The 15,710-nt window shown below is 63.4% G+C and carries 18 protein-coding genes; 7 read left to right on the forward strand and 11 right to left on the reverse strand.

What is annotated here, in order from left to right; genetic code table 11:
- Positions 1 to 2 precede the first annotated feature (2 nt).
- Entirely contained in the window at positions 3 to 494 is a 492-nt protein-coding gene (locus ACMC5O_RS00155; RefSeq protein WP_187708208.1) for a hypothetical protein, read from the reverse strand.
- Positions 495 to 611: 117 nt separating this feature from the next.
- Here ACMC5O_RS00155 and ACMC5O_RS00160 point away from each other — a divergent pair, with 117 nt between their 5' ends.
- The gene (locus ACMC5O_RS00160; protein ID WP_426693061.1) at positions 612 to 974 is read left to right on the forward strand and encodes an HNH endonuclease; all 363 of its coding nucleotides are present in this window, start codon (positions 612 to 614) and stop codon (positions 972 to 974) included.
- 207 nt (positions 975 to 1,181) lie between these two features.
- Positions 1,182 to 1,307: a hypothetical protein gene (locus tag ACMC5O_RS00165; RefSeq protein ID WP_281389382.1), complete on the forward strand. Its 126-nt coding sequence runs from the start codon at positions 1,182 to 1,184 to the stop codon at positions 1,305 to 1,307.
- A 114-nt stretch (positions 1,308 to 1,421) separates the two neighbouring features.
- Here ACMC5O_RS00165 and ACMC5O_RS00170 read toward each other — a convergent pair whose 3' ends face one another.
- The 8 genes from ACMC5O_RS00170 to ACMC5O_RS00205 form a co-directional block, all read right to left on the reverse strand.
- A complete protein-coding gene (locus ACMC5O_RS00170) occupies positions 1,422 to 2,507 on the reverse strand; it encodes a ribonucleotide-diphosphate reductase subunit beta (RefSeq protein ID WP_187708206.1) in 1,086 nt (361 codons plus the stop codon).
- Positions 2,508 to 2,509: 2 nt separating this feature from the next.
- The gene (locus tag ACMC5O_RS00175) at positions 2,510 to 2,722 is read right to left on the reverse strand and encodes a hypothetical protein (protein ID WP_187708205.1); all 213 of its coding nucleotides are present in this window, start codon (positions 2,720 to 2,722) and stop codon (positions 2,510 to 2,512) included.
- Complete coding sequence (locus ACMC5O_RS00180; protein WP_426693062.1) at positions 2,719 to 3,060, reverse strand: hypothetical protein; 342 nt, start codon at positions 3,058 to 3,060, stop codon at positions 2,719 to 2,721. The genes ACMC5O_RS00175 and ACMC5O_RS00180 overlap by 4 nt, the downstream gene beginning before the upstream one ends.
- Positions 3,061 to 3,122: 62 nt before the next feature.
- Positions 3,123 to 3,320, reverse strand: a complete 198-nt coding sequence (locus ACMC5O_RS00185) for a hypothetical protein (protein ID WP_187708204.1) — start codon at positions 3,318 to 3,320, stop codon at positions 3,123 to 3,125.
- Between the two features lie 2 nt (positions 3,321 to 3,322).
- Positions 3,323 to 3,499, reverse strand: coding sequence for a hypothetical protein (locus ACMC5O_RS00190; RefSeq protein ID WP_426693063.1), 177 nt, complete (start codon positions 3,497 to 3,499; stop codon positions 3,323 to 3,325).
- Complete coding sequence (locus ACMC5O_RS00195; RefSeq protein ID WP_426693064.1) at positions 3,481 to 5,352, reverse strand: ribonucleoside-diphosphate reductase subunit alpha; 1,872 nt, start codon at positions 5,350 to 5,352, stop codon at positions 3,481 to 3,483. Before ACMC5O_RS00195 ends, ACMC5O_RS00190 begins: the two co-directional genes overlap by 19 nt.
- Before the next feature lie 488 nt (positions 5,353 to 5,840).
- Positions 5,841 to 6,320 (reverse strand): hypothetical protein, encoded by a 480-nt coding sequence (locus ACMC5O_RS00200; RefSeq protein WP_187708202.1) that lies wholly within the window; start codon positions 6,318 to 6,320, stop codon positions 5,841 to 5,843.
- A gap of 146 nt (positions 6,321 to 6,466) precedes the next feature.
- Complete coding sequence (locus tag ACMC5O_RS00205) at positions 6,467 to 6,754, reverse strand: hypothetical protein (RefSeq protein WP_426693065.1); 288 nt, start codon at positions 6,752 to 6,754, stop codon at positions 6,467 to 6,469.
- A 212-nt stretch (positions 6,755 to 6,966) separates the two neighbouring features.
- Between ACMC5O_RS00205 and ACMC5O_RS00210 the strand changes: the two genes are divergently transcribed.
- Positions 6,967 to 8,238 carry a SulP family inorganic anion transporter gene (locus ACMC5O_RS00210; RefSeq protein WP_426693066.1) on the forward strand — a complete coding sequence of 424 codons (1,272 nt, stop codon included), beginning with the start codon at positions 6,967 to 6,969 and terminating at the stop codon, positions 8,236 to 8,238.
- A gap of 39 nt (positions 8,239 to 8,277) precedes the next feature.
- Here the strand turns inward: ACMC5O_RS00210 and ACMC5O_RS00215 are convergent, their stop codons facing one another.
- Positions 8,278 to 8,769: a rhodanese-like domain-containing protein gene (locus ACMC5O_RS00215; RefSeq protein ID WP_187708200.1), complete on the reverse strand. Its 492-nt coding sequence runs from the start codon at positions 8,767 to 8,769 to the stop codon at positions 8,278 to 8,280.
- 31 nt (positions 8,770 to 8,800) lie between these two features.
- Positions 8,801 to 9,064, reverse strand: coding sequence for a rhodanese-like domain-containing protein (locus ACMC5O_RS00220; protein WP_187708199.1), 264 nt, complete (start codon positions 9,062 to 9,064; stop codon positions 8,801 to 8,803).
- A gap of 131 nt (positions 9,065 to 9,195) precedes the next feature.
- On the opposite strand from ACMC5O_RS00220, the gene ACMC5O_RS00225 reads away from it, so the two are divergent.
- From ACMC5O_RS00225 to ACMC5O_RS00240, 4 genes are all read left to right on the forward strand, one after another.
- Positions 9,196 to 9,573, forward strand: a complete 378-nt coding sequence (locus tag ACMC5O_RS00225) for a BlaI/MecI/CopY family transcriptional regulator (RefSeq protein WP_187709959.1) — start codon at positions 9,196 to 9,198, stop codon at positions 9,571 to 9,573.
- Positions 9,570 to 11,090, forward strand: a complete 1,521-nt coding sequence (locus ACMC5O_RS00230) for a M56 family metallopeptidase (RefSeq protein ID WP_426693067.1) — start codon at positions 9,570 to 9,572, stop codon at positions 11,088 to 11,090. The genes ACMC5O_RS00225 and ACMC5O_RS00230 overlap by 4 nt, the downstream gene beginning before the upstream one ends.
- Positions 11,091 to 11,328: 238 nt before the next feature.
- The gene (locus ACMC5O_RS00235) at positions 11,329 to 12,897 is read left to right on the forward strand and encodes a M28 family metallopeptidase (protein ID WP_426693068.1); all 1,569 of its coding nucleotides are present in this window, start codon (positions 11,329 to 11,331) and stop codon (positions 12,895 to 12,897) included.
- A gap of 116 nt (positions 12,898 to 13,013) precedes the next feature.
- On the forward strand, positions 13,014 to 15,689 hold the full coding sequence (locus tag ACMC5O_RS00240; RefSeq protein ID WP_426693069.1) for a tetratricopeptide repeat protein: 2,676 nt from the start codon (positions 13,014 to 13,016) through the stop codon (positions 15,687 to 15,689).
- Positions 15,690 to 15,710 lie beyond the last annotated feature (21 nt).

Consider the following 15,710-nt stretch of genomic DNA (forward strand, 5'->3'; position numbering starts at 1 on the left):
AGCTACTGGGGCGGTTGGGCCGAGGGATCCGTGGTCGTAGTGGTGGTCGTCGTCGCCGTGCCGGTGGTGCCGGAGGTCGAACCGGTGGTCGTCTGGGCTCCGCCGCCGACATTACCGTTCGCAGCGATCTGCTGCTGGATGTACTGCGCCAGCTCCGGCGAGATGCTGTTCGCGGTGCAGCCCTGGCTGCTTCCGCCGCCCGCGCCGATGGACAGGATGTTGATCGACACGCCGCACACGTTCGCGGCGACGTTGATCGGGATCTGGGCGTTGATCGGGATGCTTGACTTGTCGATCTTCAGGTCGAGCGCGAGGTCGTTGAGGACGTTGCGCAGGTCGACATTGACCAGCGAAGCTCCTGCGCCGGCAAGATTGCTGGCGCCGTCGGCGACCGCGCTTCCAGCGCTTTCAACTCCGTCCGAAATGCCGTTGGTTTTACAGCCGGCGAGCAAAGCGAGCGCCGCCAGCGGGAGTGCTACAGATACGCGTACCATTACTATCCCCTGTTACTGACGCGCCCAACGTTCCGACGCCGAGTTTGGTTTCCCGATTCTGGACCGACGTCTGGATGTGGCGCGACGGCAAGTGGCAGGTGGTCGCGTCGCAGGACAATGTCGTTCCGCCGGAGGGGAAGTAGCGGATCAACCATTTGGAAACGACGACGAAGTTACCAGTTGAGAGTGAGTAAGCGTCGGCTACCTAAGTGGCTTAGTGAGCATCTGAGGCGGCGGAAGAATCGCGACGCGGTGCGGAAACGCGACGGCGACAATTGCTGGAGCTGCGGTTATCCGATGCGCTTTGGCGGGCCCCCTTTCAACACCCGCCGATCAGCAACAATTGAGCATGTTCTGGCGCAGGCGAACGGCGGGACTGACGATCTCGACAATCTCCGGCTCTGTCACAAGGGTTGCAACAGGCATCTCGGCACTAACCCGCCTGAGCAGAAAGAGCGGATGCGGCCTCGCCGCGTCTAGTCTTGCAATGTCCGAGCCGATTCATGTGACGCCGCGCGGGCGGCGGCTGAAAGGACTCGACGAGTTCGAGACGCCTGAATTCGTTGGACGCATGGCTCGCGCGCGGCGCCGACGGACATGGACGTGGTGGATAATGGTGGCGGCTACCGCTCTGGTCGGTTCCGGTCTTGGCTGGTTGTTATTCTAGGCGTCGCTTAAAACGTCCACATGTCCGGCAGTATTTGGGAACGCGTCTACAAGATGGCCTTCGCGGCGGTGTACCCGCAATATCTCCGCAAGGCGGAGGCGAAGGGCGGACGGAGGCGGAGCTCGACGAGGTCATCCGCTGGCTGACCGGCTACTAACAGGAAGGGCTGGAGGCCGAAATCGCGGCGGGAACGAACTTCAATACCTTCTTTGCGAGGGAGCTGGAGGGCCCTTCGTGGGCCCTCCTTCATTTCCGGACTTCTACTCCGCCGCTACCCCAGCCTTCTCGAACATGTCGCCGGTGCCTTCGCCGTCAGCCGCATTCTCCGCCGCGGAAGCTGCTCCATCGCCATCGTTCGCGGCCGCCTTCGCCTTCTGCCGGCGGTCGAAGTTGTCCCACACCTCGCCCCAATTCCCACGGGTCGCGGCCTTCGAATATTCGGTCGCGCGGGTCTCGAAGAAGTTGGCATGCTCGACGCCGTTCAGCAGCGGCGCGAGCCACGGCAGCGGGTGCTCGTCGACCATGTAGATTGGCGCGAAGCCGAGCTGCCCAAGGCGCCAGTCGGCTAGGTAGCGGATGTACTTCTTGATCTGCTTGGGAGTCATGCCCTCGACCGGGCCCATTTCGAACGCCAGGTCGATGAACGCGTCCTCGAGCCGAACCGTCTTCTGGCAGGCGTCGATGATCTCTTCCTTCACCGCCTTGGTCAGGCAGTTCCGTTCCTTCACGAAGGCGTGGAACAGGCGGACGATGCCCTCGCAGTGGAGGCTTTCGTCGCGGACCGACCAGCTGATGATCTGGCCCATGCCCTTCATCTTGTTGAAGCGCGGGAAGTTCATCAGCATCGCGAAGCTGCCGAACAATTGCAGCCCCTCGGTGAAGCCGCCGAACATGGCCAGCGTCTTGGCAATGTCCTCGTCCGTGTCGACGCCGAACTGCTGCAGATAGTCGTGCTTGTCCTTCATCTCCTTGTACTGGAGGAAGGCGCTGTATTCGCTTTCCGGCATGCCGATCGTGTCGAGCAGGTGCGAGTAGGCGGCGATGTGCACCGTCTCCATGTTGGAGAACGCCGTCAGCATCATCTTGATCTCGGTCGGCTTGAACACGCGGCCGTACTTGTCGTGGTAGCAATCCTGCACCTCGACGTCGGCCTGGGTGAAGAAGCGGAAGATCTGCGTGAGCAGGTTGCGCTCATGGTCGGTGAGCTTCTGCGCCCAGTCGCGGCAATCCTCGCCGAGCGGCACCTCCTCCGGCATCCAGTGGATCTGCTGCTGACGCTTCCAATATTCGAACGCCCACGGGTATTCGAACGGCTTGTACTGCTTGCGGGCTTCGAGAAGGGGCATACTCAGGCTCCTTGGGAAATTGTTGCCGGACCGGCGGTGCCGATCGCGAAAGCGGTGAAAAGCATTCCGAACGTGGTCGCCATCATTCCGGCAATCAGCATTGCGGTGCTCTTTGGGTTCTGGCCGACGCCGCCGCGGATGGCGGCGATCATCATCGTCACGCCGACTAACATGGCGATCGGGCCGATGATCAGGAAGAGGGTCGCGGCGCTCACAGGTTGAGCTCCTCGACCCGCTTGGCCTTCACGTCGATGACGTTGCGGTCGCGGTAGACGACGTGGCTCTTGCGGGCGCCGACCCCGAACACGACGATGCCGAGGAAATAGCCGAAGTCGTACCAGCCGCCGTTGTTGGGAACGGCGTAGACCGCGACCTTGTCGAAGAAGAGCGAAACGATCCAGGCGACCGGGAAGATGAAGCCGTGCCACAGGCCGAGCAGGAAGCCGGGCGCGGTCGGTGCGACCGCGGCGCTGTCCTGCGTCGCAGCGCAGGCGGAGAGGGCGAGGGCGGCCGCGAAGAGCGCGGCGTATCGAGGCCGGAACGCGCGCGACACCCCGCCGCGCGGGCTCCGGCCTCTTTCCCCCACCCGGGGACTGGTGAACTGAAATGCGGAGATCACTGGCCGAGCTCCGCAGCTGACGGATGATATTCGAGCAGGCCGAGACCGTGGATCGCAAGGATGACGGCAACGACGAACAGGATCACCGCGCCCTGGCTGCCGTACTGGTCGCCGTCGGCGGGACGGCGCCGGTACAGGTATATGCCAGCCGCGACCATCGCGACCGCAGCCACAAGCTCGATGATCTCGCGCATCGTCACCGCGGCAGCATCCCCGCGACGCCCGCGCGCTGCGCATATTGCAGAAGCTCCGCGCTGAAATAGGCGGTCGCGACGAACCCGATGAGGTCGAGCAGCAGCAGGCCGCCGACAACGCTGCCGGCGAGCGTGGCTGCCTTGCGGGTCCGCTGCGACACTATTGGCAGGCGAGGCATTCGTCATAGTCCGTGGTCGAGGTGACCTGGATTTCACGAAGCTCGGGCGTGTTGTCCGCCTCGACCCCGCCGGCGAAACCGGCGCGCTGCACCGACTTGGAGCGGAGGTAGTAGAGCGACTTGATGCCGAGCTCCCATGCGCGGAAGTGGAGCATCAGAAGGTCCCACTTGTCGCAGTCGGCCGGGATGAACAGGTTCAGCGACTGAGCCTGGTCGATGAAGGGCGTGCGGTCGCCCGCAAGCTCGAGCAGCCAGCGCTGATCGATCTCAAAGCTGGTCTTGAACACGTCCTTTTCTTCCTGGGTCAGGAAGTCGAGGTGCTGCACCGAACCGCCCTGCTCGAGGATCGAGTTCCACACCTTGTCGGTGTCTTTGGCCTTGTCCTTGAGCAGCTTTTCGAGGTGCGGGTTGCGGATCGAGAAGGAGCCAGACAGCGTCTTGTGCGTGTAGACGTTGGCCGGGATGGGCTCGATGCAGGCCGAGGTGCCGCCGCAGATGATCGAGATCGACGCGGTCGGAGCGATCGCCATCTTGCAGCTGAAGCGCTCCATCACGCCCATGTCGGCGGCGTCCGGGCACGGCCCGCGCTCCTTTGCGAGCATCATCGAGGCTTCGTCGACCTGCGCCCGGATGTGCTTGAAGATCTTCATGTTCCACGACTTCGCCATCGCACCCTCGAACGGGATGCCGCGTGCCTGGAGGAAGGAGTGGAAGCCCATGACGCCGAGGCCGACCGAGCGCTCGCGGTCCGCCGAATATTTGGCGCGAGCCATCTCGTCCGGTGCGCGAGCGATGTAGTCGCTGAGCACGTTGTCGAGGAAGCGCATCACGTCCTCGATGAAGGTCTTGTCGCCCTTCCACTCGTCCCAGGTCTCGAGGTTGAGCGAGCTCAAGCAGCAGACGGCGGTGCGATCGACGCCCAAGTGATCCTTGCCGGTCGGAAGCGTGATTTCCGAGCAGAGGTTCGAGGTCGTGACCTTGAGGCCGAGATCGCGGTGATGCTTCGGCATCGTCTTGTTCACCGCGTCGATGAAGATGATGTACGGCTCGCCCGTCGCAAGGCGGGTCTCGACCAGCTTCTGGAACAAGCTGCGTGCATCGACCTTGCCGCGGACGCTGCCGTCCTTCGGCGACTTGAGCTCGAACTCGGCCCCCTCGCGCACGGCTTCCATGAACTCGTCGGTGACGAGCACGCCGTGGTGCAGGTTCAATGCCTTGCGGTTGAAGTCGCCCGAGGGCTTACGGATCTCAAGGAATTCCTCGATCTCCGGGTGATTGATGTCGAGGTAGCAGGCCGCCGAACCGCGACGCAGCGAGCCCTGCGAAATCGCGAGCGTCAGGCTGTCCATGACGCGGACGAACGGGATGATTCCGCTGGTCTTGCCATTGAGGCCGACCGGCTCGCCGATACCGCGGACGCTGCCCCAATAGGTTCCGATTCCGCCGCCTTTGGAGGCCAGCCAGACGTTCTCGTTCCAGGTTCCGACGATGCCGTCGAGGCTGTCGGAAACGCTGTTGAGGTAGCAGCTGATCGGAAGGCCGCGGCCGGTGCCGCCGTTCGACAGCACGGGCGTTGCCGGCATGAACCAGAGCTTGGAGATGTAATCGTAGATGCGCTGCGCATGGGCGGCGTCATCCGCATAGGCGGCCGCGACGCGCGCGAAGAGATCCTGGTTGCCCTCGCCCGGGAGCAAATAGCGGTCCTTCAACGTCTCCTTGCCGAACTCGGTCAGCAAGGCGTCGCGGGACTCGTCGGTGGTCACCTCGAAGGCACGAGCGTCGACGGTCTTGCTGGTGCGGACTGCAGTCGCCGTGTCGTCGCTCGGGACTTCTGAACCGGTTGAAAAATCCATTACGCTTCCCCGTCCGCTATCGATCTCCGGAGAGATCGCCTGTTCCCCAAATGTTCGACTCGGAGCCATGCCCGGCGCCATAGCCTTTTTCGGCGCTGCGAGGGGCTTTTTCACGCCCGTCCCCTGTGGAAATCGGGGACGAGTCGGGTCGGTCACCGGAATAGCAGATTCCGCCTCCGAACACCAGTAATTGCGTGCACCCCCTGCCTCGCTACAACCTATAGTGCCCCAACTGTCGTGAGACGCAAGCGGGTAAATTCGATGTGAAGCAAATATCCTGTGGATGAGTCTTCGCCGCAACGATCGTCCCGCAATGAGTCATTGTGGATGCCTGCCTCCCACTCATTGCGGACAGGCACCCTTGTGTAAGTGTTCCCCTTTCGAGGGGGCGACAATGCTCAACAGACGTAACGTTCTCGCCGCCGGTATTGTCTTGCCGATGGCAACCCATGCGTTGAGATGGCGCCGCGTCTGAACGCGCGGGCTATCTAGCGTTCGAACTCCAGCACGTCGGTCGGAGCGCCCTTCATCCTGAGCATCTTGCGCGTGAGCGTGAGGTGCTTTCCGTCGGCCGAAACGGTGGCTGTCGAATGCACCGATGGCTTGCCCTTGAGCCGGGAGCTGGCCCTGAACTCGCGGTCACTTACGACCCTCAGCATGATGCGATCGGCATTGGGGTTTCCGACCATCGGATACCACTTGCCGTCATAGCCCGCGGTGTAGCTGAAATTGAGCTCCTTGCCCGCCGCGTCCTTGGAGCTGGACTTCATCGTCACCTTCTTGCCGGAGATGTCGTAAGTCCGGGTCTCGCTCGCTTCCTTCGCGGAAGAAGCGAACTTCGACTTCGCCGCGTCCAGGTGCCAGGTGCCGTTCCACAACTTGGCATTCGGCTCCGCCGCGCTCGCGCCCTGCGGGACGGCAAGCGCGAAGCTCGCAAAGATCAGTGCGAATTTCGATGGTGCGTTCATGGCCTAACTCCTTCTCAGGATCACAGGCCGCCGCCCGACTCAAAGCGGTGACGAAGCGATATACGCTCATTGGATATGCCAAGAACGCGGTTTCTTTCGCTTCGCCTGGAACCGCCGCAACGAGGCGTCAGCCGAGGGCCCGGAACCTATCGTCCGGAGCCGAGCACCCACTTGTCGAAGACGGCCTGAATATCGAGCGGAAGACCCCTGCCCAGCCGAACCTTGCCCTGCAGAAGCTCCTCGGTTTCCAGCGGTAACGGCTGATCGAACGCAATGCCGCATTCGCCGTGATCGGACCAGGCGACGGATCCGAACGCCTGCACCGTCTCTATGGCAACCATCAGGTCTTCGCCCATTCTCGGCAGGTCCGGGCCGCGCAGCCTCACCCGCTCGATGAAACATCCGCGACAATCGCGGATCGAGAACGCGTGCATGTCGTAAAGACAGCCATCAAGGGTGCCGTGGACCTTGCCGCGGAGAGGCGGCCGCCACCCTTGCACTTACAGAACGCAATCATAACCGGATCCCATCAGGGTCCCCCGGCTGGTTGGATTGTGACGATCCGAACGCGCTTAACGGTCATTTCTCATTGTCGGCGTCAGCCTCAGATCGTTGAACTGTCGCAACGAGGTGGTTAGCTGATGGCGTGAAGCCCAAGCTCCTGACGACCCTCCGCGACTACAGCTGGCGCTTTTTCGTCGGCGATGCGCTGGCGGGGGTCACGGTGGCGCTGGTCGCACTTCCGCTGAGCATCGCCATCGCCATCGCGTCCGGCGCCGATCCGAAGGCCGGGCTGGTTACTGCGATTGTCGCCGGCCTGCTGATTTCGCTGCTGGGCGGGAGCAGGGTTCAGATCGGCGGCCCGACGGGTGCGTTCATCGTCGTCGTCTATGGCGTCATCGAGCAGCACGGGTTCGACGGCCTGCTCCTGGCGACGCTGATGGCCGGCCTGATCCTGGTCGCCGGCGGTCTTTTGCGGGCGGGGCGATTCATCACGCTGGTGCCGGAGCCTGTGATCGAGGGCTTTACCGTCGGGATCGCGATCATCATTGCGGTCAGCCAGTTCAAGGACCTGCTCGGGCTTTCGTCGATCAAGGCGTCGGCCGACCTGGTCGAGGCGCTGCCGGCGCTCTGGGCGGCGCGCGAGACGATCAACCCGCTGGCGGTCGGCGTGGGCCTTTTTTCAGTGGCGGGAATCGCATTGCTCCGCCGAATCGCGCCCTGGTTTCCGGGATCACTGCTGGTGATCGGCGCCGCGTCGGCGGCGGTGGCTCTGTTGATGCTGCCGGTCGATACGATCTACTCGCGCTTCGGTGCGCTTCCGACGGGCCTGCCGATGCCGTCGCTGCCGCACGTCAGCATCGCGCGGATCAGCGCCCTGCTGCCCTCGGCGTTCGTCATCGCCTTCCTCGCCGCGGTCGAATCCCTGCTGTCCGCGATCGTCGCGGACCGGATGATAGGGGGGAAGCATCGCTCAAATGCCGAGCTCCTGGCGCAGGGCGTCGCGAACATTGCCTCGCCCCTGTTCGGAGGTTTGCCCGCCACTGGCGCAATCGCCCGGACCGCGACCAACGTGCGGGCCGGCGGCAAGACGCCCGTCGCGGGGATCGTGCACGCGCTGGTCATCCTGCTCATCACATTGGGAGCGGGCTGGCTGACCGGCTATCTGGCGATGCCGGCGCTGGCGGGGCTGCTGATCGTGACCGCGTGGGTTATGAGCGAGCCGCATCGCTGGGGCGAGCGGATACGGTTGCGAGCGGGCGACCGGACCTTGCTGTTCCTGACGATGCTCCTGACGATCGCCACAGACCTGACAATTGCGATTGCGGTGGGCACGGTCGCTGGCCTCGCACTGCGCCTCATCCGGAAGGACGTCGAGCCGGAGGAATGGACACCGGCCGACCGGTCACAGCTTTGATCGTAATGTTCGCTTTTGACCCACTGCGGACACTCGGCACTACCTTGAAGCGAGGATCTGTCGAACCTCTTCAAAGGGAGCCGCGACGAAACTCACGTTGTGAAACGCTTCGCGCGAAATCGAATCGGCTACAGCTTGAGCGTCTTTGCCGATGGCTCCGAAAACTACGATCCGCGTGTTGTGATCTTCCATTGGGAGGCGCCCGTCATCCTTGGCTTCTTTCACCACACCTTGGTCCTTGCCGGGCTTAAGGCCGCTCACGGGAATATTTCGCGCGCCTGGGATCGTCTCTGTGGCGAATTGTGATGATTCGCGCGCGTCTACCCATACGGCAGTGGGATCGCTCCGGATGTACTGAAGCGCCGACACTTCGGTTTGCATCGCAGCACCAGCGAGCGCTCGCCAGCCCGGTGCACCAAGCTGATACCGGCGAACATTGGTGTACCCAGCCTCGGCGAGTTCGGCCGCGAGGCGTTTGGACTTCCCGCAGAACGGGCCGTTACAATACAACACAAGTGGGCGGTCCTTCACCCCCTTTAGCAACCGTCCGACTTCCACGACGTCAGAGACGTAGATGGGCGGGACGACCAGGCTGCGGCGCCACGTTCTGAGCGCCGGGAATATGGCTTATTGAATATTCTAGTGGTGGCCGCGCATCGATCAGCACTCCACTGCGGCTATCGATGAACCGGCGCAGTTCGTTCGTGGAAATATCAGCGGTCTTCTGCTCACTTTCGACGAGCGTTGCATCGAGGACGTTCTGCGCAATCGTTGGGGTTGTCGCGAACAGCAATGAAGCGGCAAGGCTCATAGCAAGATGTCGCATTATCTTTTCCCCGTCGAGCGACCTCAACAGTATAGCGGACTCAACGCGAAATGTCCGCTTTCCACCCAAAGCAGACATAAACAGAAACACCGTTTACAACTGTAGTCGTGTCGTTTACACGTGTAATCGACATGGTGACAGACAAGAGAATCAGCGACGCCGAGCTCGACCTCATGGAGGTGCTTTGGGCCGCCAGTGAGCCGCTCACTTCCGCCGAGGTTGGCGAACGACTCGAGGCGCAGCGTGGTTGGTCGATGGCTACCGTCAAGACCATGCTCGGGCGGCTCGCCGCCAAGGGCGTTGTCTCGCACCGCGAAGACGGACGCCGCTTTCTCTATTCACCCGCGATCGAGCGCGAGGCCTATGTCGGAAGCGAGTCCCGGCGGTTCGTCGAACGGCTGTTCGGCGGCCGTCTATCGCCGCTGGTCGCGCGCCTCGCCGAAGAAGATGGGCTCGATGCGAAGGATATCGCCGAGATCGAGGCTTTGTTGAGGGAGCTCAAGTCGTGACGGATTGGCTGGTTGGTACCTTGCTTGCCACTTCGGGATTGATGGTCCTGGTCCTTTTGCTGCGCGAGCCGGTGCGCCGCCATTTCGGAGCCCGCGTCGCCTATGGCCTGTGGCTGATTCCGGGGGCGCGGCTGCTGATGCCGACGATCACGCAGACGATCGAGCGCCCGATGGGACCGGCCGTCACGCCGCGGCTGATGAGCACGCAATACATGTCCGAGCCAATGCTGTTGAGCAGCGTCGTGCCGCCCGAACAGTCGCTGATCGAGCAGGTCGGCGGGTGGTCGACGATCCTGCTGGTCGCTTGGCTGGGCGTCGCGGCCGGGCTGTTCGCGGGCCGAATCCTGCAGTTCCGGCGCGCCAGGACCATCATCCTGGACGGCGCCGTCGAGCTGGGTCGGGTCGGCTCGATCCGCATCGTCCGGTCGAGCGAGGTCACCGGTCCTCTTGCGTTCGGGATCTTCGACCGGGTCATCGCCGTGCCGGCCGACTTCGAGCGAATTTACGCGGAGCATGAGCGGCGGCTCGCGCTCGAGCACGAGCTCGCGCACCATCGCTCGGGCGACCTGATCGCCAACCTCTTCGCCTTCGGCCTGCTCTGCCTGCAGTGGTTCAATCCGCTGGCCTGGGCCGCGCACGCCGCGTTCCGCTTCGACCAGGAAGCGGCATGCGACGCGCGGGTGCTGGAGAAAGCCGGAACCATCGACCGCTCGGACTATGGCCGGGCGATCGCGAAAGCCACATCGGGGCGGGCGCTGCTGTTTGCCAGCGCGCTCGATCGTCGGACTACCCTTCACAGGAGATTGAAGTCCATGCTCAGCAATCCCACCGCCGGCCGCAAATTGACCGGCCGGATGATGGTCCTCGCAGTGATCGGAGTCGCGCTGCCGCTGACCGCCACGCGGGCGATTGAGTATGTCGATATCCCGATGTTGTCCGCGGCGCCTGCCGCCGCTCCGATTGTCCCCGTGGCGTCGGTTGCCCAAGTGGCCGCTCCGGCGCCGGTTGCGCCCGTCTCCCCGGTCCACAAGCGGTCCAACCTCAGCATCCACAACGGCAGTGTCACGATGAACGGCGAGACGAAGAAGTGGGAGGATCTTACTCCGGCTGAGAAGGCGGAGGTACGCAAGTCGCTGACAGAGGCGAGGGCAGAGATCAGCCGTATCAACCGCGACGAGATTCAGCGCGATGTCCGCGAAGCAATGAACGAGGCCCGGATCAGCAAGGAAGAGTTCCGGCGCGAGATGGCTGCGGCCAAGGTCGAAATCGATCGCGCAATGCGAGAGATCGACGCGCACTCCGTCGAGCTTCGCCGCGCCGGCCAGAGCCCTGACCAGATCAAGGCGACCGTTCGCGCGTCGCTGAAATCGGTCGAGGCGATCGACATCGAAGCGATCACTCGCAACGCCATGGCCTCGGTCAGCGAAGCGCAGATGGAGCGGGCCTTGGAAGCTGCCCAGGACGGACTCGACAAGGCGCGGGACGAACTCGACCGCCTCGACGACCCTCAAGACTAAGCTCAAAAGGATCGTCCACTTCCCGGACCGCTAGCCAGGCAGCCGACGAACCCATTAAGGGATCCGTCCGTTGTCGAGGTTCGGTCGAGGGAAGTGGACGATGAAGATTTGGCGACTCGCTTCGGCTCTCATGGTTGTGGGTGTCCTGTGCGGATGTGAGACTGTCCCGCCGCCGCCGCCTCCTTCTGCCGAAGCTTCTCCCCCGCCTGCTACAGCCCCGACAATCAGCGCCAATCGTATGTCCGAGATCACGCGCGTGCTTGCATCGGACGAATTCCAGGGCCGGTCGATGGGCGGTCCGGGCGAGGAGAAGACCGTCGCTTATCTGACCGAGCAATTCAAAGCGGCGGGGCTCGAGCCCGGCGGAGAGAATGGCGGCTGGACACAGACGGTCCCGATGATCCGAACCAAGCTACAGGCGCCGATGACATTCTCGGTGAAGCAGGGCAGCCGGACGCTGCCGCTGCGCTTCCCCGACGACATTTATCTCAGCACCGTCCGCGACACCGACCGGGCGAAGATCGCCGGCGCGCCGATGGTGTTCGTTGGATACGGCGTGAATGCGCCGGAGCGCGGCTGGGACGACTTCAAGGGCGTCGACCTCAAGGGCAAGGTCGCGGTCTTTCTGGTCAACGATCCCGACTTCGAAGCGGTCGCAGGAGAGCCGGTGGCCGGAAAGTTCAGCGGCCAGACGATGACCTATTACGGGCGCTGGACCTACAAGTTCGACGAGGCGGCGCGGCGCGGCGCGGTCGCCGCCCTGATCGTCCACGACACGCTGGGCGCGGGCTACGGCTGGAACGTCGTTCAGAGCGCGGCGGGGGAGAACTTCAACATCGTCCTTTCCCGGAACGCGCAGCAGCCGGTGCTCCTGCAGGGCTGGATCCAGGGTCCAGTCGCGGCGGAGATGTTCAAGCGCGCCGGATACGATCTCGCGCAGCTGCGCCGGAAGGCGCGGACCGCGGAGTTCAAGCCGGTGGCCCTCAAGGCGACCTTCTCGGCCAATGCCCCGGTAGAGCTAGCGCGGATTACCAGCCATAACGTTATCGGCAAGCTGACCGGCTCCAAATATCCGAATGAAACGGTCAGCTACGGCGGACACTGGGACGCTTACGGCATCGGGCCGGCGGACGCGCAGGGACGAACGATCCGCCCGGGTGCAGCCGACGACGCGCTCGGCCTCGCGGCGATGATCGAGATTGCGCGGAAATTCGCGGCCGGTCCTCGGCCAGAGCGCACTTTGCTGTTCGCGGCGTGGACATCGGAGGAACGCGGCCTGCTCGGGTCCGAATATTATGCCCAGCATCCGCTCTACCCGCACGAGACGATGGTCGCGAACCTCACGCTCGATACCCTCCAGTTCGCGGGTCCGGTGAAGGATGTGGTGCTGATCGGCAAAGGGCAGAGCGAGATGGAGCAGCTCCTTGCTCAGGCCGCCCAGGCGCAAGGCCGGTACGTCACGCCGGAGGGGCATCCGGAGCGCGGATTGTTCTATCGCGCCGACCATTTCTCGCTCGCGAAGCGCGGCGTCCCGGTGCTCCTCGATATGGCGCTGGCGGGAGCCTACGACCTGCAGGACGGAGGCCGGGAAGCAGGTGAGCGCTGGCTCTCCGAGTTCACCGGCAAATGTTACCACCAGACCTGCGATGCCTGGTCGCCGGACTGGAACCTCGGCGGCGCGGTGCAGGAGGCCGACCTGTTCTACGACATCGGTGCGCGCCTGGCGAACAGCCGCGAATGGCCGAAATGGCTGCCTTCGTCCGAATTCTCGAAGGTTCGCGAAGCAAGCGCCGAAACACGCCGCTAACCCAGATCGGGACTGCTCTTCGAGGTGATTGCCTAGACGAATTAACTTGCGTCATGCATTCTCGGCCTTTCGGAGCAGGGAGCGCGGATGCTCCAGCGTAACAGGACGACCCGGCGATGAACGTCGCCGAGTGGGTGAGAGCGGGAGACGGCGCGACGAGGCTCGTTGTTCGCTGCCTCGGCCGATTCAGCCTCGAGGATCAGTCCGGAAGCCAGCTTCATCTTCGAACGAAGAAGGCGCGCGCTCTGCTCGCGGCACTGGCTTTGAGCGGGCGCCCGATGTCCCGCGATGCCCTCGCCGACCTCCTGTGGAGCGACCGGGGGGAAGCGCAGGCGAAGGCCAGCCTCCGGCAGACTATCTTCGAACTGCAGCACTTCGGCGACGAAGACCGGCCTATCCTCAGTGTCGGCCGGGACGAGTTGGCGATCCGTAGGGATAATCTCGTCACCGACATCGAGCTGGTCCGCCTAGCCGCGGGCGATGGCGACTGGACGCGTCTAATGGCCTTGCTGGATGGGGCCGAACCCGGTCTTCTCACGGATCTGGATGGCCTCGACCCGGAGTTCGATGACTGGCTCCGAAAGATACGTGCGCTGGAACCCGAGCGTTCATTCTCCGCAGCTGTATCGGCAGTCGATCGCTGCCGGGCGGAGGCCGGGCCGAGGGCGGCGATTGAGCTCGTCACGGCGCTGCTGCGCTTCGATCCCGCAAACGAGGGAGCTACGCGGTCCGCCCTACAACTTGACCATGAGCTAGGCGACAACGCCGCACTATACCGTCACTTCCATTCTCTGAAGGAAAGACTAGCGGTTGATTTCGACGCCGCTCCATCCAACGAAACCGTCGAGCTTTTTGAACGCCTTTCAAACGAGCGCGCGTCCGTAATTCCGGACGGCTCGCGATTGGAAACCGGGCCGTCGACGGTTGGCACCGTCACGCCGATCGCGCCACGGCGCGCGCGACCGATCATGTCGGTTCTCACGGTGCTGGTGCTGGCCGCTGCCGCACTGGCGGCCCTGATCTGGAGTAAGCCGCGGCAGGCTTCGACGGACTATCCGGTTATCATTGCCGTAATGCCGTTCGATCAAAAGCCGAGGCAGGACAGCTTCCTGGCTGCGGGACTATGGGAGCAGACTCGAGGGGCCCTGACCAGGGGCAAGGGCTTCCGGGTTCTTGGGCGCGCGACGACCGAGGCCATGGCTCAGCAGCGGATTTCTCCGCGGCAGTTCCTCGACAGGTTCGGCGTCACGCACCTTCTCGAAGGCATGGTCCTCAGAAGCGGGGACAATGTGCAGATTTCGGTGTCGCTGACCCGGACCAGCGACGGGATTGCAGTGTGGCAGGACACGTTCCGGGGCCGGATGAAGGAACCCTTCGCGCTACAGGATGCCATCGCGAACGGAATAGAGGGGAAGTTGCGCGCTCGGCTGGCGCCGGATGGCGGACGTCGGGCAGAGCAGATCGCGACGACGCCCGAAGTCTACGCGATGTACAGCGAGGCCCGGCAGCTCATCGGGAGCCGCGAGCGGGCAAACTTCCAAAGGGCGGAGGCACTTCTTCGGCAGGCGGTTAAGGCCGATCCCAACTATGCGCCCGCCTGGTCGCTGCTCGGAGGAGCTACTTTCTTCAACGGGCGGATCGCCATCGTGGATGCAGATGCGCGCGCGGAGGGGCTAGCGGCCGTTCGGAAGGCGCTCGCCATGGCACCGAACTTCGCGCCCGCCCACGCGACATTAGCGCTGATCCAGGGTGACAATTCGCGTGCGGCGGAGCCGGAACTCCGTCGCGCGGTCGAGCTCGATCCGAGCTATTCCGAAGCCTGGCTGTGGCTGGGGAATTCACTGGCCGCGCAGGCACGTTACCAAGAAGCCCGCGACGCCTACTGGCGCGCTCTCGAGCTGGATCCCCTCTTGCAGCCGGCCGTGCTCAACTTCTTTGGGACCTCTTCAGATCTGGGCGATGCGGCTTCGATCGAACGGCTATTTCGAAAGCTCAAGCGGGCTGGGGCCAGCGCCGACCTCCTTTTTAGCCTGCGGGCCGAAGGTGCTTACCGGCTGGGCGATTATTCTGCTGCGCTCAAGTTGCTCAGCAAACATGGTGTGGATGGGAATGGACGTCCCAAACATCTGCTCTGGCTAAGCTGGTTCGAGTCGATCAGCGCTATCGGATATTACGACGCTATGCACCGGGTCACGGGCTGTCCGGAGTGGTACGCGCTCATGGTCAGCGGCAAGGTTCTCCCGCCCAAATCTTTTGAGGGAAAACCGGTCACGCCCGAAGAATTCTGGACCTCTCTATTCTTCTCCGCGCCCGCCGCACGATCGATGATCGAACTCGGCCATTCGCATGACCTCGTGAAGCTCTACCGTGCCGGTTTTCGCGACGCAGATGAATTCATATCGCAGGTGGACCGTCGCGACATGCTGCCGGAACTCGCCTCCAATGTGGCCGTCGCCCTGCGGTCAGAAGGTTTGGATTCAGAGGCCGATTACGTGCTCAGAGGGGCGGCTCGTAAGCTTGAAACGGTGCTGGCGCGCGCGCCGGTCAGGGACGCGAGCGGCAGGCTGGCACTGGTCAGGGCGGCACAAGGGGAGCAGTCTCAGGCGCTCGCCACGCTCGAAACCGCGCTCAAGCGAGGCTGGCTGCCGGATGGCCGTACGATCGCACTCGATCTCGCGCGGGAACCTGCATTTAGCGGGCTTCGCGGCAATCCTCGCTTTCAGGCCGCCCGCGATCGCATTCTCAATCACGTCGCGAAAGAACAGGCGGAGCTCGGACCGTTGAAGGTCTGAGCTCCGCACCCCCCGCGAGAT

The organism is Sphingomonas sediminicola (assembly GCF_049991885.1).
GTDB classification, from domain to species: Bacteria; Pseudomonadota; Alphaproteobacteria; order Sphingomonadales; family Sphingomonadaceae; genus Sphingomicrobium; species Sphingomicrobium sediminicola.